We start from the raw sequence: 20365 nt of genomic DNA on the forward strand, positions 1-20365 counted from the left end.
TTTAGAAAGTCTTGGAATAGCGTTTCTCACAGTGCGCGAAATTCGTGAACCCAAAATGTGAGGTCAGGTCCAAAATGCGCATTCGAATGCATTTCCGACAGGTGACGATGGTACGCTGAGAGCGTTTCATAGCCTTCCTTTTGCGCATCTTCATCCGAAATGTCGCGAAACTGTTGAGTGTACACCGCAGTCAGTTCAAAGGGATGGCCCGCAAGGGTGAAGCGATCACCTGGGTCGCCATAGCGTTTGCTTCTGCGTTGAGCGCGTTTGGATCCGTCGAGCGCTTTTTTTGTATCCATCGGATCCGTGATCAAACGCTCCAGAGAACGGGGTTGTGGAACATTTTCCATTCGCGAAACCTCCTGTTTTGTACGCGTGGCGTGATGTACATTTCGTACGCGTGATGTACACAGTGTTTGCGCGCGCTGTGAATCCTACCCGAGGAAATACGCTATAAAAGAGAGCAATAAAAAATAATGAGCGCGAGCAAGCAATAAGCCGAGTTCTGTCTCCTCACGTACTCAGACAGCCATCAACGTTCATGGCCTCGCACGAATTGAGGTGGCAATCATCTATCTAGGCGACGCATCTCTGCGCCACTCAAGCAACCTACCCGAGTGCGTGGCGGGTCACCACAATGCACTCCTATGCGGTCTTGCTCCAGGTGGGGTTTACCTAGCCGACGCGTCACCGCGCCGCTGGTGCGCTCTTACCGCACCGTTGCATCCTTGCCTGTGAAGCATCACTGCTCCCATCGGCGGTCTCCATTTCTGTGGCACTTTCCTTAGGATTGCTCCCACTGGGGGTTACCCAGCACCACGCCCTGTGGAGCTCGGACTTTCCTCCCGTGCGACCTTTCGGTGCTGCACCGGCGATTGCCTCGCTTACTCGCGCCTGCCTGTTATATCATAGAGCATGGGATTGTTGCAATCGCGCTTTTTCTCAACGCGATCATTTTCTTCCAATTCCACACTGAGGTTGAACCTGTTGGGGTGCACATGCGTCTCTTTTTTTAGAGCCACGAGGAGGTGGACGGCGCGCGATACGACGACCCTGCACTGCTTGAGCTTGTGGAACGGGCGATGCGCGGGGAGCAAAACGCGATCAGCGATTTAATTCGAACATCTGCGCGCCTCGCCTACCCCGTGGCATACGGCATTTTGCAAAATCGCCACGACGCTGAGGATGCCGTGTCTGAAGCGATGTATAAAGTCATCAAAAACTTACACCGCGTCGAGACGAGCGCCGCATACCGCGGCTGGCTCACCACACTGACGAGTCGAACCGCAATCGATCTGAGTCGGCGGCGGGCGCGGCGCCAGGCACGCGAAGAAGTGCATGAGCATGTTCCCGAAACTCAGGCGCACGACACAGACGCAAGCGATCGGCTCGCCCTACGGGAGGCGCTGGCAGAACTCACTCCAGAGCATCGCGCAGTCTTACTCTTGCGTGAGCGTGACGGATATGATTACAAAGAAATCAGCGTCATGTTACAACTTCCGCTCGGCACCGTTAAATCGCGCCTCGCCTATGCGCGAAAGGCGCTTGAAAAACAATTGGAGATCCCACTTAACGAGTGATGATAGGATGTGAGCCATTGAAAATTCGGATTCCTCACCTTCAAGAAAAACCGTTGGCAGAACTTGAGGATTCAGTCAAATCACACGTACTCGCGGCGTTTGAAGAAGTTGCGGACGAGGCGTGGATCGAACAACTGGTCTGCGCGCTGCAAACCAAGTTAAGTCGGCGGACGCAGCGGGCCATTCGCGTGACGGCCTGGATCAGCGCTGTCGGCTTCCTCTCTCCGCTCGTGCTCTTTATCGCGTTTCTCGTGAGCCCGTTTTGGCGCGTGACAACGTCCTTCATGACCATTGCACCACACGCGCTCGCGTTAAAGTCGGGCGCTCTCCCACTACTTGGCGGTCTTGCGCTTATCGCTTTTTGCGTCCTCCTGACCCTCTTCGCCGTGCGGCTTGTCCGGGTATCGACATGAGACATACCGCTTTTCACACCACGCGTAGCGTGCGCACAGTCACACTCACATTCGTCTTGATCGGTTTTTTGCTCTTTTGCCTATTTCCACTGCGCCTCGCGCATGCGAACAGCGTGAAAAGCGATCCGCGCGCGAGCGCATTAACCGTGTCTACAGCGCAAAATGTAGACGCGATACTCGCGATTGGCCACTCTGTCACCATCCTCGGAACGGTTAGCAACACCGTTGCCGTTTTTATGGGAAACGTAACGGTTGGCCCACACGCGCAGATCGGCTTGATCCTCGACATTGGCGGCGTTGTCCATCTTGCGCCTGGCGCCACCGTGAGCGAAGGAATTTTTGTCATTGACAATCACCGCCAGACCCTTTCCGCACTCACATTTGGCGGCTTGATGAGCCTCGCCGTTTATGGGTTTCGCATTGTCTTGGCCGCTTTTTTGTTCATCTGGTTGCTCGCTTCCGGCTATTTCATCGCTCGCCGCCACACGCCGTCAAATCATCTAGCATTTGAGCGGCCACTTCGCATCTTTTTTGCCGGATTAACCATGACCGTCATCCCGCTTCTCCTCTGCGCTGTGACGGTTCATATTCTCAGTCTCTGGCCGATTACAGCGATCATTGTGCTGGTCTATCTCCTCAGCGCACTTGTAGGCATGGCGGTGCGCGCGGTCGCGATTGGGCGAATGATTGCAAAAACGCTCGCTGAGACAGATCGCAAAGCCCCACTGTACGGCGCGTTGGCCGTCCTGTTGCTCACCAACGTCCCGCTCATCGGGCTTTTGATTCTCCTGCTTTTCATCGTGGATTCCGTCGGGTTATCCCTGTTCTTGCTGCGCATGAAAGCAAGATCGATGCGTCACGAAAAATAGCGTTCACGCAGCGCGCGCAGTGCAGCACGCTCCGCCTCGATCAAAGCGCGACGCGCTCGCGCATCCTCTGTGCCGCCGCGATTCAGGGCAAGCAGGATGCGTTCGCGCTCGTCAATCTCCAGTTCCAACGCTTCGTGCGCGAGTCGGCAGCCACTCCGAAGCGGAACTTCGCCGAGCACATACGTCATGCGTTCATCCACCGGGAGCGTCTCAAAAGGCGGCAGCCTAAGTAGCTTCTCTTGCACGTCTGCCTCATCGCAAAGCGCACTGTCCCCCACATCATACGAGAGGCACGTATAGCTTACACCGCGATCCACCATGCGCACATCTGCGCGCATGGTCCACCCCAACTGCTTCGCCAGATAGCGTAGAGTCCCTGCCGAGTCCATCGGTTGCAGTACCACGCGAAACCTGTTTTGCGCGATGTGTGGCAACGCGTGCGCAGCGGTCAAAATCGCATACATCGTCTTTCCACCCATTCCGGCAATCGTCACCGCGTCAATCTCCCCACGGTGAATCGGCGCAAATCCATTCCCGAGACGACAGTCGATGCGCGTCTCAAGCGCTGCTTCCTTTACTTGATGGCGACTGGCTGAAAGTGGCCCTTCCACCACTTCAACGGCAATGGCGGCATTCACCTGCCCCTGCCTGACGAGCGCAATCGGCAACCCTGCGTGATCACTTCCAAGGTCTGCAACGCAGTTGCGCATACCGACGAGTGACGCAACGCGACGAAGCCGCAGTGAAAGTCCTTGATTCATCCAAAAACTCCTTAGCTGTCATTCCCTCTCACCTACGCGGTGCACGAGCAGTCTGGCATGTTAACAGCCGATCTGCCGAGCAATCACCAACCTCTGAATTTCAGACGTGCCTTCGCCAATCTCCATCAGCTTCGCATCGCGAAAATAGCGTTCAACCGGAAAATCAGAGACGTAGCCGGCACCGCCATGGATCTGCACCGCCTGATCGCATGTCCGCACACACGTTTCCGATGCAAACAGTTTGGCCATCGCCGCCTCTTTTGAAAAAGACCTTCCCTGATCCTTGAGCCACGCCGCACGCAGTACTGCCGTGCGCGCAAGTTCAAGATGCATCGCCATATCGGCCAATTTAAACTGGATCGCCTGCATTTTTGAGAGCGAGTGCCCGAATTGAACGCGCTCCTTGGCGTAGCGAAGCGCCGCTTCGTATGCGGCGCGCGCAATGCCAACCGATAGGGCGCCGATGCTGATACGACCGCCGTCAAGCGTTTTTAAAAACTGCTTAAACCCTTCCGTCTCCGAGCCCAAGCGATTGCCTAAAGGAATTCTCACCTCGTCAAACGCTAACTCCGTCGTGTCACTGCCGCGCAAGCCCATTTTTTCATACGTGCGAAGGATCGCAAACCCATCAGAATCGGTTGGTACGATGAACGCGCCGATTTGCTTTTTACCGCGTGAATCCTCGCCTGTCACCGCAGTGACGATGACACACTTCGCATAAGAGGCGTTGGTGATGTAACATTTTGATCCCGTGATGAAATACGCATCATCGACTCGTTTTGCCCGCGTCTGTGTTCCACCCGCATCCGATCCGGCAGACGGCTCCGTCAACCCGAACGAGCCTAGCGCCTCCCCCCGCGCGAGGGGCACCAAATAGGTTTCCTTCTGTTCAACGGTCCCAAACGCTTGCAGTGGGCCACACCCGAGGCTGACGTGCGCGGCATAGCTGAGACCGGTACTCCCGCACGCCCGACCGATTTCTTCGACGGCCAACGCGTAACTGACGGTATCTGCCCCCGCTCCACCATACGCCTCATCAATCGGGAGACCGAGCAAGCCGAGCTTCCCCATTTTCCGAAATGTTTCAATTGGAAACCGCCCTGTGCGATCCACCTCTTGTGCCAGCGGTTCAATTTCAGCTGTTGCAAACTCGCGCACCATGTCGCGAATCATCGACTGCTCATTCGAAAGATCAAAATCCATTGTGGACGCCCCTTTGACCAACCGTTAGGTAGCTACCCATTCAGCATATCAAAACACACAGCGCCGTCAATCGCTGTGTGTTTGCTGCCTGTCTATATGCTGTGAATAAAACCGTTGACGGTGCCCGTGTTTGCAGAGTGAATCACATTATTCGAGAAAGTCTTTCAAACGCTTGCTGCGACTCGGGTGACGCAGCTTTCGCAGTGCCTTCGCCTCGATTTGACGAATTCGTTCGCGCGTCACACCAAACACTTTACCCACTTCTTCAAGTGTGCGCGTACGACCGTCATCGAGACCAAAGCGCAGGCGCAGCACATTCTCTTCCCGCTCCGTCAGCGTATCGAGAACATCTTCCAACTGCTCCTTGAGAAGTTCATACGCCGCCGCATCCGCTGGCGCCAACGCGTCATCGTCAGGGATAAAATCGCCAAGATGCGAGTCATCCTCTTCGCCAATCGGCGTTTCAAGAGAAACAGGCTCTTGAGCAATTTTTTGAATCTCACGCACTTTTTCAGGACTCATGTCCATCTCTGACGCAATCTCTTCCGCGCTTGGCTCGCGCCCGAGTTCCTGCAGCAATTGTCGAGAGATTCGGATTAACTTGTTGATCGTCTCGACCATGTGAACGGGAATTCGAATGGTTCGCGCCTGATCGGCAATCGCGCGTGTGATCGCCTGCCGAATCCACCACGTCGCGTACGTGCTAAACTTGTAGCCTTTGCTATAGTCAAACTTTTCGACTGCTTTCATGAGGCCCATGTTGCCTTCTTGGATTAAGTCAAGAAACAACATCCCACGCCCAACGTAGCGTTTGGCGATACTGACGACAAGGCGCAGATTCGCTTCCGCCAATCGCCGCTTTGCCTCTTCATCATCCTGCTCAATCCGTTTCGCGAGTTGAATCTCATCGTCTGCCGACAAGAGCGGAACGCGACCAATCTCCTTTAGATACATGCGAACCGGATCGTTGATCTTGACGCCTGCCGGCACAGTCAAATCAGACAGGTCAAGCTCTTCTTCGCCACGCGCATCGTCTTCGGTCAATTCGCGCTCTTCTGTGCCGAGTTCATCCTCGTCTTCATCCTCATCGTCCACATCTTCATCCACGACATCCGCCTCATTGAGCACCTCGATGCCAAGGTCTGCGAGTTGATCGAAAAACTCTTCAATCTGTTCCGCATCCTGCTCAAAAGGAGACATTCTTGTCATAATTTCTGTATACGCGAGATGACCACGTTTTTTCCCGGCGGACAAAAGATGCTCGCGCACTTCCTCCAGCGTGGTTTCAAGCCTCGCCTCATCGCGCACCTCTTTACTCATCGTCCGCTCCCCCTTGTCTTCGCATCATCCGCGTAAAGCACCCTTGCGCAGGCGCCAAAACAGCGAACGCCTTACCACACGTGACGCTTTCCATCTACGCCAGTTGACTGCGAAGTCGTTTTAACTCTTCTTGCGCCGCCCTCATCGCTTCCAAATCCCCACGCGCGAAGGACGCCTTGATTTCGTTTTCCAAGTGCTCAATCTCGGGACTCGCCCTAAAGCGTTCAAGACACTGAAGGTAGTCCTGTACAGCCGCTTCTTCGTCATTGCCTTTCTGCAATTCAGGCGTTCTTGAAAGAAGCCTCGCCGCATAATTCACAGCGGAAGGATCGTCAAGCGACGAAAGAAACGCCGCCGCATCCGCCTCCATATGCGTACCATAAAACGAAACTAGATACGCCTGAAGTGCGCTTTGTTCAGGAAGCGGAAACTCTCCTTGAAACGTTTCGGCGATTCGTAGCGCCACACTGCGATCACTCAACATGCGAAGCAGCAACTGGTCAGCTGCCACCTCATGTTTCAGCGGTAGGCGTTTTACAGGCGCTGCCTGGGACACGCTGCTCCCGGGCATAAACTGCACCCGTTTCCCTTTGGTCTCAAGAGCGCGACGCAGGCGTGAGACATCTTCACGGAGTGCTTCGATCGGACTTTGGTACGTTTCTGCAAGGTACGCAAGCGCCTCTTCACGTTCCACGGCGCTTTCATCCTTCGCCAGAATCGCCTCAGCATCTTTCACGTAAGCGAGACGGCCACTCGTCAAATGGTTTGGGTGACTGCGCGTCAAATGATGCAGTTCAAACATCAACCCAGACACAGCCGCATCCAACACCTCAACGTGAAAAGCACTCGCATCACGCGTTTTTAGATATTCATCCGGATCGATTCCGCTCGGTAGTCGCGCCACACGCACGGCCAAGCCTGCCTGCCGTAGAATCGGAAGATTGCGCGCCGCGGCACGCTGTCCCGCCTCGTCTCCGTCATAGAGCAGTACGACCTCATCCGCGATGCGCTTTAAAATAACCGCCTGTTCGGACGTAAGCGCTGTGCCGAGTGCGGCCACTGCATTCTCGACGCCCGCCTGATGGAGCGCCAAAACATCCATATATCCTTCGGCCAGAAGTACCAATCCTGACTTTCGGATGGCGCGTCGCGCGCGATGAAACCCGTATAAAAGCTGCCCCTTTTGAAAGAGCGATGTTTCGGCTGTGTTCAAGTACTTCGGTTCTTCGCCTCCGAGCGTGCGGGCGCCAAAACCGACGACACGTCCCTGAGCATCCCAAATGGGGTACATGACGCGATGCCGAAAGCGATCACGCAACAAACCTGAACGTTCCACTGCCAAGTTTGTCTCCAAGAGAATTTCGCGTGAGACCTGTCTTTTTTGCAAAAAGTCAACCAAGGTCTGCTCCCCTTGCGGGGCGTAGCCCAATTGATAGTCCATGATGATTTTCTTGCTCAAGTTGCGGCCTAAAAGATAGGTGAGCCCTTGCATACCCGCATCATGATTCATTACAATGTGGTTATAGAACTTTGCAGCGAGATCGAGTGCGCGCAAACGCTCCGATCGATCAGATCCTTCACCTAGTTCAGCTTGAAGCCATTCATTGGGAAAGGGCAGTCTCGCTTGTTCAGCCAATCGACGAACAGCTTCAACAAACGGGAGTTGCTCCATTTCCATGACAAACGTAATCGCGCTACCACCAGCGCCACAACCGAAACAGTGATAAAATCCTTTTGCCGGATGCACGTGAAACGATGGCGAACGCTCAGCGTGAAAGGGGCACAAGCCCACATAGGATCTCCCCGATCGCTTTAAGCGAACATATTCGGAGATCACATCGACAAGATTAATACGGTCACGCAAGAGGGCTAAAAACTCGTCAGGTACACGCACGACAACGCCTCCCCTTGCCAAGACGTCGTTGTCTGTCTTCATTTCACTTATAGAATCTTAATTCGCCAAGATTCAACACATTTCCTGCCTCATCGCGCAAGAATTTCTCGCACGGCCCTCCCCGTACACAAACTGTTCGACATTTGACTAGTCTGTGTATTCATTTCCAATTCTAAACATCTGCTGATCTTACCTTTTCTACACACTATAGATGTACGCAACTTGACGAAAATAATCCTTCTTCCCGCATGCGAAATCCACACTTTACAAAAAGTTTTCACGTCTGGACCACACGTCCGCGCCATCCCGTCAAGAATATGGGATAGCGCGCGACTTCGGCCACTCTAAAAGTGTCATCACTTTGCTGGCCGTTTCTTCGACGGCAAGCTTTGAGACATCAATGACAGGACACCCGACGCGCCGCATCACATCATCTGCGAAGCGCAACTCCTCAAGGATGCGCGCCTGGCTTGCGTAGCTCGCCGACTCGGTGAGACCGAGCGCGCGCAAGCGCTCCTGACGAATCTCATTAAGCTCCTCAGCCCGAATGGTGAGACCAATCACACGCCCGTGCGGGAGCGCAAACAGTTCTTCAGGCGGCTGCACCTCAGGAACCAGCGGGACATTTGCGACGCGCAGTCGCCGATGCGCCAAATACATGCTGAGCGGCGTTTTCGACGTGCGCGAAACGCCAATCAATACAACATCCGCACGCGCAAGTCCGCGCGAGTCACGTCCGTCATCATACTTGACCGCAAACTCAATTGCTTCAACGCGCCGGAAGTAGTCATCGTCCAGTTGATGGATCAGTCCAGGACGCAGCGCTGGCAGCGCGTTGAACACATCTTCAAACGCGGTCATCATTGGCCCCATGATGTCAACCGCCCGCACATTCGCACGCGCCGCCGCCTCGCGCATCGATTCGCGCAGCGCAGGAAGAATCAGCGTATACGCGATAAATCCGGCAACCTCTGCCGCCGCCGCCACGATCTCCTCGATCGCCTCCACGTGGTCGACATATGAAATGCGCCGAATATCAAAGTGCCCTTGATCAAATTGACTGGCCGCAGCTCTGACGACAAATTCAGCCGTCTCGCCGACCGAATCGGAAACGACATAGACAACGCGTGATCGATTCACACCGTTCCTCCTCGATTCCTTTTTTGCACAACGCTTAGACCTGTTTTGATTCTCCGAGTTCGACAAACAGCCTTGTGATGGTCGTTTTGGTTACCCTGCCGACCACTTCCCACTGCCCGCTCGCCACTTCAGACGGAATAACGACTGGAAGTGAATCAATCTGCGCGTGAATCAAGAGCTTCCCCGCGTCATAAATCGACGTTTCTGGTTTCACCGTATAAATGTTTGGCATGCGCGTCATCGCAATCGAAATCGGGACTTCCTTTAAGGTCGTCTGGCCAATCGCTAACTTCAGGAGATCTTTGCGCGAAAGCACGCCACAGAGAATGCCCCCGTCGCGCACCACAAAAAGCGTCCCGACATCTTCCAAGAACATGGTGACTGTCGCATCGTACGCGGTCGTCTGTTCATGAACGACGATCGGCACCGACTTATAATCACGCACGAGCGATTTGCGAAGCAGTTCCCCGAATACGCTAGCCGTCTGATTGCCTACATAGAAGTACCCGACACGCGGTCGCGCGTCAAGAATTCCCGAAAGTGTCAGCACCGTGAGATCAGGGCGCAGCGTTGCGCGTGTAAAGTTCAGGAGTTCAGCGATCTTCTCACCGGTAATCGGCCCATTCTCACGAACGATTGCGATGATTTGTTCTTGTCGTTTGGAGAGATCGATAGGGGTTCACCTACGCTTCCCGTTGTTAAGCAAACCGCTCCCGTGATATGATGCAGACGAGGGTCTTTAAAAGGAGAATGCCATTTGCACAGTCTGCTTCATCTCGGTCTTGGTGCCATCCTCGTGCTCGCCTGTGGCGCTGCCACCGCGCGATTTACTTCGTTTAGCACTCCTGCAGAACCGTTTGCCTGGAATATGTCTCTTTTAAAGCGAAGAGCGTTTTGGATCGGCGTTTTTGTTGGACTTATGTTTCTTTACTCTGATTATAAGTTTGATAAAGCGTTTGTACATCCAATCGCGTAATCATCGTATCTCCGCTGCATGGATCTCCGTCTGCCAAGTTTTGCGCAGGCGGTTTTTTCTTGTGACACGATCTACGAGTGTAGAATGCTACCACGAAAAAGCGACCGTTTCAAGATTCATCAAACATTTTCCTCATTTGCGTGAGAACGCGAAGAGGTTTTGAAGAAATGCCTGCTTGTTCCTCTAGAATCGCAAAGAGAACGCGCAATAAGGTATTTACGGTTGTTTCTCTTAGGTCTATGGTGTTCACACGCATGAGAGGGACATGAACCATTTTTCGCATCAAGGACGTTTGCCGTGCCGACAGATACGTTCCTGTCTGCTCACCCACCGCGCACGCAGTGCAAAGATACCCCGTTTCGCGAAAACTGTAAACCACTTCACCTTTTTCGCCACAGCGCAAACAAGAATCGCCTTCCAAGTCAATACCAAGCGCACGCGCCGCGCGAAATCCAAAGTGACAGAGTACGCCGGCCGCTGATTGCGACGGAAGCAAGCGAAGGGCCGCCTCTAATTCGCGAAACAGCTCGCCGTTTCTGTCCGCACCTTCCATGCCTTCCGTCGCGCGCATCCAGTCACACATGATGAGTGCATAAAGCGAACACGCGGGATCTGCGGTGACGTCTTGATGACCTTTTAGAATTTGCGCTTGCTTTACCTCAAATAGAGCGTGCTGCCCGCGTGCTTGTGCGTTCAAAAAAGTGCTCGGACGTACATAATAGATTCCGAGCGTCAAGGGGAGCAACGCATGCGCAAGCTCGTTTGCGGACGTTGCCGCGCCATAGGCGATACAACGCATAATTCCTATTTTTTCACTAAAAAGGGTTACCAAAAGATGTTTCTCACCATACCGTTTCGCATCAAGAACAATGGCGCGAATCGTCTCAAACGTCAGGCTCATACCTCTCCCCGTTTTCACCTGCATCATCTTGCACGTCTCGCTTTAGTGACTCATGCTCCTTCAATAATAAATACGCGTCAATCTCGCCTGTCAATGAAAAATAATTCCACAGAAAATCCCTCATCGCGCTCATCCTTTCCACGTTACCCGCTTGAACCAGCAGAAACGTTGCACAGGGTTCGCAACGTGACGCGTGTGATTCTAGCGTTTGTAGAAGATGGTTCGATATACGATGAATAACTTGGAAACCGTGGCGCACCTATTCCTGATGGAAGCCAAACGTTCGCAACATGTTCGCTTGATTGCGCCAGTCCTTTTTCACTTTTACCCACAGTTCGAGGTAGGTTTTTGAGCCGAGTAGCGCCTCGATGTCTTGCCTTGCAAGCGTTCCAACGCGCTTTAACAAGTCGCCGTTTTTCCCAATCAAGATCCCCTTTTGGGAATTTCGCTCCGTATAAATCGTCGCGTACACATGGATCTGATCAACATCTTCTTTATACTCAAACGTGTCAATACCGACTGCCACCGAGTGCGGAATTTCTTCGCGTGTGATTTGGAGTACCTTCTCGCGAATCAATTCCGCCACAAGCATGCGATCCGGGTGATCGGTCACCACATCCTCGGGGTAAAAAAACGGACCTTCCGGCAGCTTGGCATAGAGCAGCGAGAGCAGGCGCGGAAGTTGGTCGCCTGTCCTTGCAGAAATGGGCACGATCTCAAGGAATAATTCCTCTTTGGCGATCTGTGCGATACGTTCGAGCAGGCGATCTTTGGCCACCGTATCAACTTTATTCAACGCAAGCATCGCGGGTGTCTTGGCCTTCGCAATTTTTTCAAAAACGAGCTGTTCCGCGGCGGAGTGCGGATGCGAAGCATCGATGACGCAGAGCGCGACATCCACTTCGCGAATCGAATTCTCTGCCACATCGACCATGTACTCACCCAGTCGATGCTTGGGGCGATGAATGCCTGGCGTATCAAGAAAGACGATTTGTCCTTCGCTGCGCGTCACGATGCCGCGAATGCTTGTGCGGGTCGTCTGCGGTTTGTTCGACATGATAGCGATTTTTTGGCCGACAAACCGATTGATGAGCGTGGATTTTCCGGCATTGGGCGGACCTACCAGTGCCACAAATCCGGACTTTCGCTGTGCATCCGTTTTATTCACCTTGTAGCGCCTCCTTTGAAAAGGCAAATGGCAGAAGATCGGCGACACTCGTAACAAGCGACTGACCAGCGGTGTTGTAGAGCGTGACGCGGGTCTTTGCGTCACAGAATTCGGCCATCACTTGCCGACACGCGCCACATGGCGCAACCGGTCGATCTCCTTCTGCGACGACGGCGATTTCCTGCACATCGCGAAATCCTTGCGCTATCATAGAGAAAATCGCCGTGCGCTCCGCACAGTTGGTAAGTCCATAGGATGCGTTCTCAACATTGCATCCAGTGATCAACTGGCCATTTTCCAAACGGATGACAGCGCCGACGCGAAATCCAGAATACGGGACGTACGCCCGCTGGCGCGCTGCCATCGCGTGTGTGAAAAGTTCATCTGTATTTGTAGGATGCTCATCCTTCATGTCTTGCATCATTCTCCTTTTTGGTGTGGCGCATTCGCAGCGCATAACTGCTTACGCCAACGATCAGACAGAGTAATCCGACGAGAATGACGCCGAGATACGGTGGATTCAAAAGCGTGTTTAAGGATCGCCAGTGAACCGGAGTAAACTTGTCATAAAAAACGAGATACGCTTCCACCAGCGCATTGGCAGCGGCGATAAAGACGGCCGCTGCGGCAACGTCTTTGGCGATCTTTGCTGCCGGATGGCGCTCTTTGGTGAGATGATCGACCACATGTTCGACCGCTGTGTTTACCAATTCCAGGCAGATGACCAGCGAAATGGCAAACAGCACCGACATGATCTCAGAAATGGAGACTCTGACAAATACGCACAGCACGATGACCGCAAACGCTGCAATAAAGTGAATCCGCATGTTGCGCTGCGTCGCAAGCGCGTGTGCGAGCCCCTCGAGTGCATAGCGAAAGCTGTTGACGAGCGTGCGCACGCTCACCGCGTAAACCTGAGCGCCGCCAGAATCTCTTCTTGCATGCGCATCATCGTCGCTTCCTCGTCAGCCGTCTGATGGTCATATCCGAGCAGATGGAACATGCCGTGCGCAGTGAGAAAGGCGAGCTCCCGTTCAACGGAGTGTCCGTATTCCAGCGCCTGTCGTTCTACCCTCTCCCAGCAGATGATCAGATCGCCAAGCATCTGACGCTCATCGATCGCTTCAAACTCGGCCTCGCCCTCTGTCGTTTCAAGCAGCGAAAAGGACAACACATCCGTCGGCGCGTCGATCATGCGATACGTGTTGTTATACTTTTGTATCGTATCCTCATCCACCACCGTAATCGATACCTCTGCAGGCGCGAGGTCTTCAGCGACGGCAATCGCCGCGCAAACGCGCTCCATGATCTCGCTCATTCCCTCTTCGCGAGGCACCAAAACCTCAAACGCGATGCGCACCAACATGTCTTCCGTCGATTCGTTGGGTTCCATAGTCTATCCGCTCCAAGAGTTCGGTCTATCGATTCTTTTGCGCCAAAAGCTTTTCCGGATCAGGGTACTCAATTCGCTCGTGATACACCCCTTGCAGCGTACGCATAAACGCAGCCGTCATCTTATCGAGGTCGCGGAGTGTGATGTCACATTGATCCAGTTGTCCGTCTTGCAATCGGTCTTTGATAATCTTGCGAATCATCGCCTCAATGCGCGGCGGCGTCGGTTTTTGCATCGAGCGCACCGCAGCCTCCACGGCGTCACAGATCATGACGATCGCCGCCTCGCGCGACTGTGGTTTTGGCCCAGGGTAGCGAAACTGATCGATATCCGGTTGTGCGTGCTTATCTTCTTCTACCGCTTTGTTATAAAAGTACCACAAGACGGTCGTACCGTGATGCTGTGCACAAATCGCGGTGACCGGTTCCGGCAACCTATACTCGTTTAACATGGCGAGTCCATCCGATACATGAGATGTCACAATCAAATAAGAGAGACTCGCCGCAACTTTATCGTGCGGATTATCCCCGCCGATTTGATTCTCGATAAAAAAAGCGGGTCTTCTCATTTTACCCACATCGTGGAAATACGCGCCAACGCGACAGATGAGCGCGTCGGCTCCAATCGCCTCGGCGGCCGACTCCGCAAGATTGCCAACGATCAGACTGTGGTGATATGTCCCCGGCGCTTCAAGCAGCAAACGGCGCAGGAGCGGGTGATTCGGATTGGCGAGTTCAAGGAGACCAATGTGCGTCGTGACGCGAAAAATTGTCTCGAGATACGGCATGAGCCCGATGCTGAAAATGCCAGAAAGCAATCCGCCAACGACGCCATAGAGCAGATCATACGACACACCGCGGATCGACGTGGAACTCGGGATAAGCAGATGCATGATGCCGATCGCGGCAAAATTGATCCCTGCCGCCAAAAACCCAGCGCGCATGAACACGCCACGATTCTGGACCCGCGAAGTTGCCATCGTTGCCCCGAGCGACCCCATCAGCGCGACAAAAAATGGCGCGAACGCAAACCCGTACGCAGAAGAGGCGAGCAGCGCGACGAGTAAAGAAGACAAGAGCGCGAGTGACGTGCCAAAAAACAGGCTGATCATCATGCTGCCCATGGCAAACGGCACGGCGTCGACGAGCGACGGTGCAAACCCTGCGTTAACCGCCGTCTTGCTCACGCGGATCAGTACGATCAAAAGGGTGAGCAAAAGCGCATAGAGGAGAAGATGGAGATTATCCTTTGCAATTCGGCCCCGTCGCATCTGAATAAAAATGCCGATCGCGATAACCAAGAGCAGAACAAACAGCAGGTATCCTGCTTCCATCGCATAATCCGGCTCGTTTTTGAGCATCTTCAGGTCTTTCATTTGACTGAGCGTAGCTGGCGTTACGAGCTGCCCGCGACGCAAAATGACATCCCCGCGATTGATCCAGACATCAGGGACATTTCGCTCTGCATTCAAGCGCGCCTGCTGTGTCAGCACGGGATCATACACAAGATTAGGTTTGACGACCGCGAGCAGGAGTTTTGCGATCGCCATGCGATCTTTGATGTTAACGTCGAGCGTGACGAGTTGTTGATCGATCATCATCGCTGCATTTTTCATGTCTGACGCAGAAAAAGGCCCGCCCAACACCGTTTGAACGATGCGAATCGAATCCCCCGACAATTCATTGAACTCAAGCGGCGTCGCCTGAAGGAGTGTTGTGAATACACTCCCATCAACCCCCGGCGGGGCGCTCGCCTTTAATGTCAAAAGGCGCTCCGCCATCGTGAGCGATTTATCCGATAGAACCGTCTGTGTCGTTACGAAGAGTCGCTCAAGAATCGACACCGCGCTTTGCTCGATCGCCGGATTGACATCGTACCGTGGCGACACCTGCTGCGCCGCGGCAATGCGCGCCTGCTGTGTGGCGTACGTATCCACCGCATCCGTCGGCGCGACGATCGTCGACTGACTGACTTGCCCCACCGAAAAGGAATAGCGCTGAGGCAAGACCGCGCCAATCAACAAAGCATAGATGACGACAACAAGCTCTCCATAAATCGCGGCCCGCATTCTGCGACTTTTGTGAAAAGGGAGCGACGTGAGAAATTGGATCAAACGGTTCTGCGTGCGCGCAGTACGCTTCATGGATCCATCATCCGAGGTCGGCCTCGTCTTCTGCCGCGTATGCGCGAATAATGCGTTGAACAAGCGGATGGCGCACAACGTCCGCCTCATCCAACTCAATAAACGAAATCTCGTCAATTCCGCTCAAAATGCGTGCCGCTTCTTTCAATCCCGAGCGTTTTCCGCGCGGGAGATCAATCTGAGTGACGTCACCTGTTATGACCATCTTCGCGCTGTGACCGAGTCGCGTGAGAAACATTTTCATCTGCTCTGGCGTCGTGTTCTGCGCTTCATCAAGAATCACAAACGCTTCATCAAGTGTCCGCCCGCGCATATAGGCGAGAGGCGCAACTTCAACCAATCCGCGCTCCATCGAGCGCGCCAACTGCTCAGGCCCCATCACATCGTGGAGAGCGTCATAGAGCGGTCGCAGATACGGGTCTACTTTCTCTTGAAGATCGCCCGGCAAGAAGCCGAGGTTCTCCCCCGCTTCGACCGCAGGCCGTGTCAAAATGATACGTTTGACTTCCGAACGCTTCAAACTCAAAAAAGCAAGCACGACCGCCATATAGGTTTTTCCTGTTCCAGCAGGCCCAATTCCAAAAACAATATCGTGTTTGCGAATCGCATCCACATAGCGTCTTTGACCAAGCGTTTTGATGCGAATGCTTTTGCCGCGAAACGTCTGTGCGATCTCTTCTGTATACATCTCTAAAAGAGCGCGAACTTGTCCCGTTTTTGAAAGGGTGATCGCATAAGCGATGTCCCTTTCTGTAAGTCCATATCCTTTGTGGGAAAGGGCTGTGAGCACGTCAAACAGTTCGCCCAGTTCGGCCACATCCGATTCTTTTCCAGTCAACGTAATCTCATTGCCTCGGCTGATCACTTGACACGAAAAGGCTTGGTCCAATGCACGCAAATGTGCATCGTGTGGCCCGAGGATCGCTCTTGCCTCTTCATTGTCTCGCAGGACAATTTTTCGTGATGACGTCACGCTCGCTTCGCTCAAAAGGCGTCTTCTCTCCCATCAAAAAAAGTTCCAGCGCCGTACATTTTCGCACTATCTTCCATTGCGGTACCCATCCGTCATTAAAGTTGCGCTGGCTTGCCGATGTCTTCAATCGCTTCAGACCAGATGATTACATCTAGCTTACCATGCTGAACTTGAGACTGTAAAACGGTCTGCCTCACAATCCGCGTTCGATCCGGCGCCTTTTGTGAAATCTCACGCGCGACGAGTTCTTTTGCGTTCACAAGAAGTTGTGCCGGTGTCTCTGTAAGCTTGTGAACGGAAGCCTGATAGATGGTCTCTTTGCGCAGCGAAAATGGAAGTGTGACGCCGCCGATCGTGATCGGCTCCGTAACATCCTGCACCTGCTTGTGTGTGTAATCTGCGCGAGCAAACCCCCAGACCGGCAAAACCAGATGGGGAAAGACGAGCGCGTAGCGTACGACATGCTCTCCTGTGAGCGTGGATACGGTTGTCGTCACGGGAAGCGATACGGTGGAGCGATACCAAACGTACGCTTCGACCATTCCGGCCGCGCGAATTTTTTTTCCGCTCTCAAGTTGTCCGCTGATGAGAACCGTGCCAGGCGTGACAAACTGGCCTGGTTTGACCAGCGGTTGTCCTGCGTCTGCCAACACGGAAGACACCACGCCTGGAACACTCGCTACAATATTTTGCGGCGTCGTGAGTGGCGGCTTTGAAAGTGGCGTACGTGGAATTATTTTGACAAAAATCGATGTGCCTTCAATCCGCACGCCCGCCCACGCGATTTCTGGAATTTTATCTAAAAGAGCGAGTTGAATCGAGTCTTGGTCAAGGAGATTCCAAAGCGTGCTGCCCTTTGTAATGTGCATGGACCGAAGAGCGCTCATGACAACTTCCGGCTGATCAGTTCCCTCGATCTCCACATGCCAGACAAAGCTTGAGAGCATGTACAACGCAAAGACAAAAAAAAGGGCGCCACCGACAAACACCTTTCGCCGCATTGCGCGCCACGCGAGAAACGGTATGCCTACTTTGCGAAAAAAACGTAAACGTATGCGATTTTTTCGAGCAACCGCCAGTACCGTCTTTACGCTTTTAAGCCCGATGGACATGCGATAGCCAAGTGGATCCTGTCGAACATCCCAAATCGCCGCGCCTGCGCGAACCGCATCAGCGAGAACGACACTTTTTGCGTCATCCATCACGAGTACGATTACATAACCTCGCAGTGCATCTGAGAGTTTTGCTGTCATCACGCGGCTCCCCTTTAAAGGCCACTTCTTCCTAGTTGCGCCAGGCCGTTGCCAGAATTCGTCCCTCGATCACAATTTCTTCAGGATAGATGGAGCGGATCTCCATCCCTTCACCCTGCAAAACCAGTTCTTGATCAACAAACGCGATACAAATTTCTTGACTCCCATAGGAGCGAATGCCGGTGTAGTTCTCAACCACCGCTTGCATGTCCTTGATCAGCGTGACACGCGGTAAACGCGACAGCGTGTCTTTGGGAATTTGAAGAACATCTCCCGCAAAGCGCTCTGTGCGCTCTCGCCATGTTCGGCGCATGGGACATCCCTCCTCACATGACTTCTATGCAGAAAATGAAAAAAAAGACCGCAGAGGCGTGTCGCATCCTCTACGGTCTGTCAGGGATCGTGCATTGTGAAACTTAGATCAGGAAAGTGACTCCTGCACAAGCCGGTTGATCGTGCGCCCATCTGCGCGATCTGCCAGTTTGCCCATCACCACAGGCATCACCTTTTTAAGATCAGCCTTAGATGACGCCCCCGTCTCTTGAATGACCTGCATGATCACGGCGCGAATCTCGGTTTCTGATAGCTCCTCTGGCAGATAGCCTTTTAAAACCGCGAGTTCCGCCTCCATCTCAGCCACAAAGTCTGGCCTTCCCGAACCGGCCGCCGCGAGCGCATCCTGCCGCTGCTTCACTTCTTTTTTAAACACGTTATTCCAATCTTTTTCTGTCAACTCTCGCCGTTCATCAATCGCTATGTTTTTTGCAGCTGACTTTACCATGCGCAGTACACTGACGCGCACTTTATCCTTGGCGATCAGCGCGTCTTTAATATCCCGGTCAATCGTTTCCATCATGCGCTTTCACTCCCCACAATCCTGCGTAAACATGATAAACGACCACCGTTGCCAATGGTCGCTGAATGTTATTAGAGTTGTCCAAACGCGAAAGAAAGCGAACGCAATCCATATGGACCATGACAACTTAGAATTTTTTCTTCTTACGGGCCTCAATCTCTTTTTTCTTGCGGGCCACACTCGGCTTGTCATACTGCTTACGTTTTCTGACTTCAGCGAGGATCCCGTCTTTGGCTGTCGCGCGCTTAAATCGTTTCAAAGCGCTCTCCAAAGACTCGTTCTTCCGAATTTTAATCTCGGACATGGTTTTCCCTCCCTCCGCGAAGCCATACCGCTAAAATACCCTACGCACATCATTAAGCATTATAGGCGAAAGCCAAGCAGAGTGTCAACTCATAGGCTGTTCATGAACACGCCGTTCGAGCACGTACAGACGCTCCCAGAGCGGCCCAAATGTGGAGACGCCGAGCGCCTGTAATAGATGGATCTGACGCGCCCACACACATGCGGTCATCCGCGCGTCGCCAAGCGCAGTGTGCCGTTCTGTGACGGGGATTTCATACAGTTCAAGCAGTGCGTCAAGGCTTGGGTACTTCTTTAGATCGTGCACACAAAGCGACACTTTCCCAGTGTCAATGATGTGTTGCTGGAGCTCTATGGCAAAGTGACGACGAAGCGCCGCGTTGATGAATTTCACATCGTGACCCGCATGATGCGCGACAATCACGCGATCGCCGATAAATTGCAAAAAAGCCTGCAATGCAAGTTCAAGCGGCGGCGCATCGCGCAAAACCTCTTCCGTTATCCCGGTCAAATCGCGCACGACTTGTGGAATTTCATCCCCCTGTCGCAGTTTTACGAAGGTGTGAAACTCGCGCACGCTTGCCGTTTGGTCGAACAGCACGGCCGCAAGCGACAGCAAGCGATCCTGCTGCACCTCAAACCCGGTCGTCTCCGTGTCGATCACCGCATAGGGCGCCTGCGTCAACTGCAAGTCGGACATCTCATGCTCATGAATCGCGCGCAGCGTCGCACGCATCTCGACTTGCGCTTGCAGAGACTCTGCATTTTCAAGTCCGCGATCAAGCTCCGTATTGGAGTTTCCAAAAAGGTGCTTCAATACACGAATGCGTTCGAACCCCACATGGTTCACCCCGATCGCGCGAATTGCTTCGCCGTCATTTGTTGGAGAGATTTGGCGGTTCGCAGCGCGTCTTTCAAACGTCGACGCGAAGGATCATCAAGTTCTGAGAGCGAAATTCGGTCATCCATCGTTTTTCTCTCTTCATAGAGACGCAGGTGATGCCCGACACGCGCGTCAAGGGTCGTCACGAACGCCTCCTTCACGCGATCAGCGAGTTCCTCAGACCACACCCGCTGTGACGTAAGCGCCTCAATCCGCGACAGCGTTTGGGGGACGTTGATCAAAACGCTGTGCGCCCAGAGGCGGACGCTGTTGACAAGCGGCGTGTAGAGCCCCTCTTTCACATGAAAGTAACCTTTTCCGCTCACACCTTCAAGG

Annotated in this window: 25 protein-coding genes and 1 other RNA gene; 4 read left to right on the top strand and 22 right to left on the bottom strand. The window is 53.4% G+C overall.

What is annotated here, in order from left to right; genetic code table 11:
* Positions 1–26: 26 nt before the first annotated feature.
* Positions 27–350 (bottom strand): ASCH domain-containing protein, encoded by a 324-nt coding sequence (locus AYW79_RS09280; protein WP_067564822.1) that lies wholly within the window; start codon positions 348–350, stop codon positions 27–29.
* Between the two features lie 129 nt (positions 351–479).
* Positions 480–891: RNase P RNA component class A (rnpB, locus tag AYW79_RS09285), an RNA gene on the bottom strand.
* A gap of 137 nt (positions 892–1028) precedes the next feature.
* Here rnpB and AYW79_RS09290 point away from each other — a divergent pair.
* The 3 genes from AYW79_RS09290 to AYW79_RS09300 are packed head-to-tail and all read left to right on the top strand — an operon-like array spanning position 1029 to position 2862.
* Positions 1029–1580 (top strand): RNA polymerase sigma factor, encoded by a 552-nt coding sequence (locus AYW79_RS09290; RefSeq protein ID WP_067952901.1) that lies wholly within the window; start codon positions 1029–1031, stop codon positions 1578–1580.
* A gap of 17 nt (positions 1581–1597) precedes the next feature.
* Positions 1598–1993 carry a hypothetical protein gene (locus AYW79_RS09295; RefSeq protein WP_067564824.1) on the top strand — a complete coding sequence of 132 codons (396 nt, stop codon included), beginning with the start codon at positions 1598–1600 and terminating at the stop codon, positions 1991–1993.
* Positions 1990–2862 (top strand): hypothetical protein, encoded by an 873-nt coding sequence (locus tag AYW79_RS09300; RefSeq protein WP_067564826.1) that lies wholly within the window; start codon positions 1990–1992, stop codon positions 2860–2862. The genes AYW79_RS09295 and AYW79_RS09300 overlap by 4 nt, the downstream gene beginning before the upstream one ends.
* Here the strand turns inward: AYW79_RS09300 and AYW79_RS09305 are convergent.
* The 6 genes from AYW79_RS09305 to AYW79_RS09330 all read right to left on the bottom strand — a co-directional run bounded on the left by AYW79_RS09305 (position 2850) and on the right by AYW79_RS09330 (position 9853).
* Positions 2850–3623, bottom strand: coding sequence for a tRNA (adenine(22)-N(1))-methyltransferase (locus AYW79_RS09305; protein ID WP_067564827.1), 774 nt, complete (start codon positions 3621–3623; stop codon positions 2850–2852). The genes AYW79_RS09300 and AYW79_RS09305 overlap by 13 nt on opposite strands.
* A 60-nt stretch (positions 3624–3683) precedes the next feature.
* Positions 3684–4826 carry an acyl-CoA dehydrogenase family protein gene (locus AYW79_RS09310; protein WP_067564829.1) on the bottom strand — a complete coding sequence of 381 codons (1143 nt, stop codon included), beginning with the start codon at positions 4824–4826 and terminating at the stop codon, positions 3684–3686.
* A gap of 147 nt (positions 4827–4973) precedes the next feature.
* The gene (gene rpoD, locus AYW79_RS09315) at positions 4974–6146 is read right to left on the bottom strand and encodes an RNA polymerase sigma factor RpoD (protein WP_067564832.1); all 1173 of its coding nucleotides are present in this window, start codon (positions 6144–6146) and stop codon (positions 4974–4976) included.
* 94 nt (positions 6147–6240) lie between these two features.
* Positions 6241–8040, bottom strand: a complete 1800-nt coding sequence (gene dnaG / locus AYW79_RS09320) for a DNA primase (protein ID WP_067564833.1) — start codon at positions 8038–8040, stop codon at positions 6241–6243.
* 309 nt (positions 8041–8349) lie between these two features.
* Positions 8350–9180: a pyruvate, water dikinase regulatory protein gene (locus AYW79_RS09325; RefSeq protein WP_067564836.1), complete on the bottom strand. Its 831-nt coding sequence runs from the start codon at positions 9178–9180 to the stop codon at positions 8350–8352.
* Between the two features lie 34 nt (positions 9181–9214).
* Positions 9215–9853: a helix-turn-helix transcriptional regulator gene (locus AYW79_RS09330; RefSeq protein ID WP_067564837.1), complete on the bottom strand. Its 639-nt coding sequence runs from the start codon at positions 9851–9853 to the stop codon at positions 9215–9217.
* Positions 9854–9937: 84 nt separating this feature from the next.
* Between AYW79_RS09330 and AYW79_RS09335 the strand changes: the two genes are divergently transcribed.
* The gene (locus tag AYW79_RS09335) at positions 9938–10156 is read left to right on the top strand and encodes a hypothetical protein (RefSeq protein ID WP_067564838.1); all 219 of its coding nucleotides are present in this window, start codon (positions 9938–9940) and stop codon (positions 10154–10156) included.
* Between the two features lie 109 nt (positions 10157–10265).
* Here the strand turns inward: AYW79_RS09335 and recO are convergent, their stop codons facing one another.
* The 14 genes from recO to AYW79_RS09400 form a co-directional block, all read right to left on the bottom strand.
* Positions 10266–11057, bottom strand: coding sequence for a DNA repair protein RecO (gene recO / locus AYW79_RS09340; RefSeq protein ID WP_067564839.1), 792 nt, complete (start codon positions 11055–11057; stop codon positions 10266–10268).
* A complete protein-coding gene (locus AYW79_RS15560) occupies positions 11041–11181 on the bottom strand; it encodes a YqzL family protein (RefSeq protein ID WP_143216082.1) in 141 nt (46 codons plus the stop codon). The genes recO and AYW79_RS15560 overlap by 17 nt, the downstream gene beginning before the upstream one ends.
* Positions 11182–11316: 135 nt before the next feature.
* On the bottom strand, positions 11317–12225 hold the full coding sequence (gene era / locus AYW79_RS09345) for a GTPase Era (protein WP_067564842.1): 909 nt from the start codon (positions 12223–12225) through the stop codon (positions 11317–11319).
* Positions 12218–12637, bottom strand: a complete 420-nt coding sequence (locus AYW79_RS09350) for a cytidine deaminase (protein ID WP_067564844.1) — start codon at positions 12635–12637, stop codon at positions 12218–12220. The genes era and AYW79_RS09350 overlap by 8 nt, the downstream gene beginning before the upstream one ends.
* Positions 12627–13130, bottom strand: a complete 504-nt coding sequence (locus AYW79_RS09355) for a diacylglycerol kinase family protein (RefSeq protein ID WP_067564848.1) — start codon at positions 13128–13130, stop codon at positions 12627–12629. Before AYW79_RS09355 ends, AYW79_RS09350 begins: the two co-directional genes overlap by 11 nt.
* Positions 13127–13618: an rRNA maturation RNase YbeY gene (ybeY, locus tag AYW79_RS09360; protein WP_231884539.1), complete on the bottom strand. Its 492-nt coding sequence runs from the start codon at positions 13616–13618 to the stop codon at positions 13127–13129. The genes AYW79_RS09355 and ybeY overlap by 4 nt, the downstream gene beginning before the upstream one ends.
* A gap of 25 nt (positions 13619–13643) precedes the next feature.
* Positions 13644–15761 carry an HD family phosphohydrolase gene (locus AYW79_RS09365; RefSeq protein WP_067564851.1) on the bottom strand — a complete coding sequence of 706 codons (2118 nt, stop codon included), beginning with the start codon at positions 15759–15761 and terminating at the stop codon, positions 13644–13646.
* Positions 15762–15768: 7 nt separating this feature from the next.
* Complete coding sequence (locus AYW79_RS09370) at positions 15769–16749, bottom strand: PhoH family protein (RefSeq protein ID WP_231877796.1); 981 nt, start codon at positions 16747–16749, stop codon at positions 15769–15771.
* Between the two features lie 80 nt (positions 16750–16829).
* Positions 16830–17987, bottom strand: a complete 1158-nt coding sequence (yqfD, locus tag AYW79_RS09375) for a sporulation protein YqfD (protein WP_067564853.1) — start codon at positions 17985–17987, stop codon at positions 16830–16832.
* Between the two features lie 31 nt (positions 17988–18018).
* On the bottom strand, positions 18019–18300 hold the full coding sequence (locus tag AYW79_RS09380; RefSeq protein WP_067564855.1) for a YabP/YqfC family sporulation protein: 282 nt from the start codon (positions 18298–18300) through the stop codon (positions 18019–18021).
* Between the two features lie 108 nt (positions 18301–18408).
* Entirely contained in the window at positions 18409–18843 is a 435-nt protein-coding gene (locus AYW79_RS09385) for a GatB/YqeY domain-containing protein (RefSeq protein ID WP_067564857.1), read from the bottom strand.
* 127 nt (positions 18844–18970) lie between these two features.
* Positions 18971–19147: a 30S ribosomal protein S21 gene (gene rpsU, locus AYW79_RS09390; RefSeq protein ID WP_067564858.1), complete on the bottom strand. Its 177-nt coding sequence runs from the start codon at positions 19145–19147 to the stop codon at positions 18971–18973.
* A gap of 84 nt (positions 19148–19231) precedes the next feature.
* Positions 19232–19987 carry a 3'-5' exonuclease gene (locus tag AYW79_RS09395; protein WP_067564859.1) on the bottom strand — a complete coding sequence of 252 codons (756 nt, stop codon included), beginning with the start codon at positions 19985–19987 and terminating at the stop codon, positions 19232–19234.
* A gap of 5 nt (positions 19988–19992) precedes the next feature.
* Positions 19993–20365 (bottom strand): putative nucleotidyltransferase substrate binding domain-containing protein (locus AYW79_RS09400; protein WP_272481851.1); only part of this gene is annotated, 373 nt, incomplete at its 5' end.

Origin of the sequence: Ferroacidibacillus organovorans (assembly GCF_001642725.1) — a bacterium.
Classification (GTDB): domain Bacteria; phylum Bacillota; class Bacilli; order Alicyclobacillales; family SLC66; genus Ferroacidibacillus; species Ferroacidibacillus organovorans.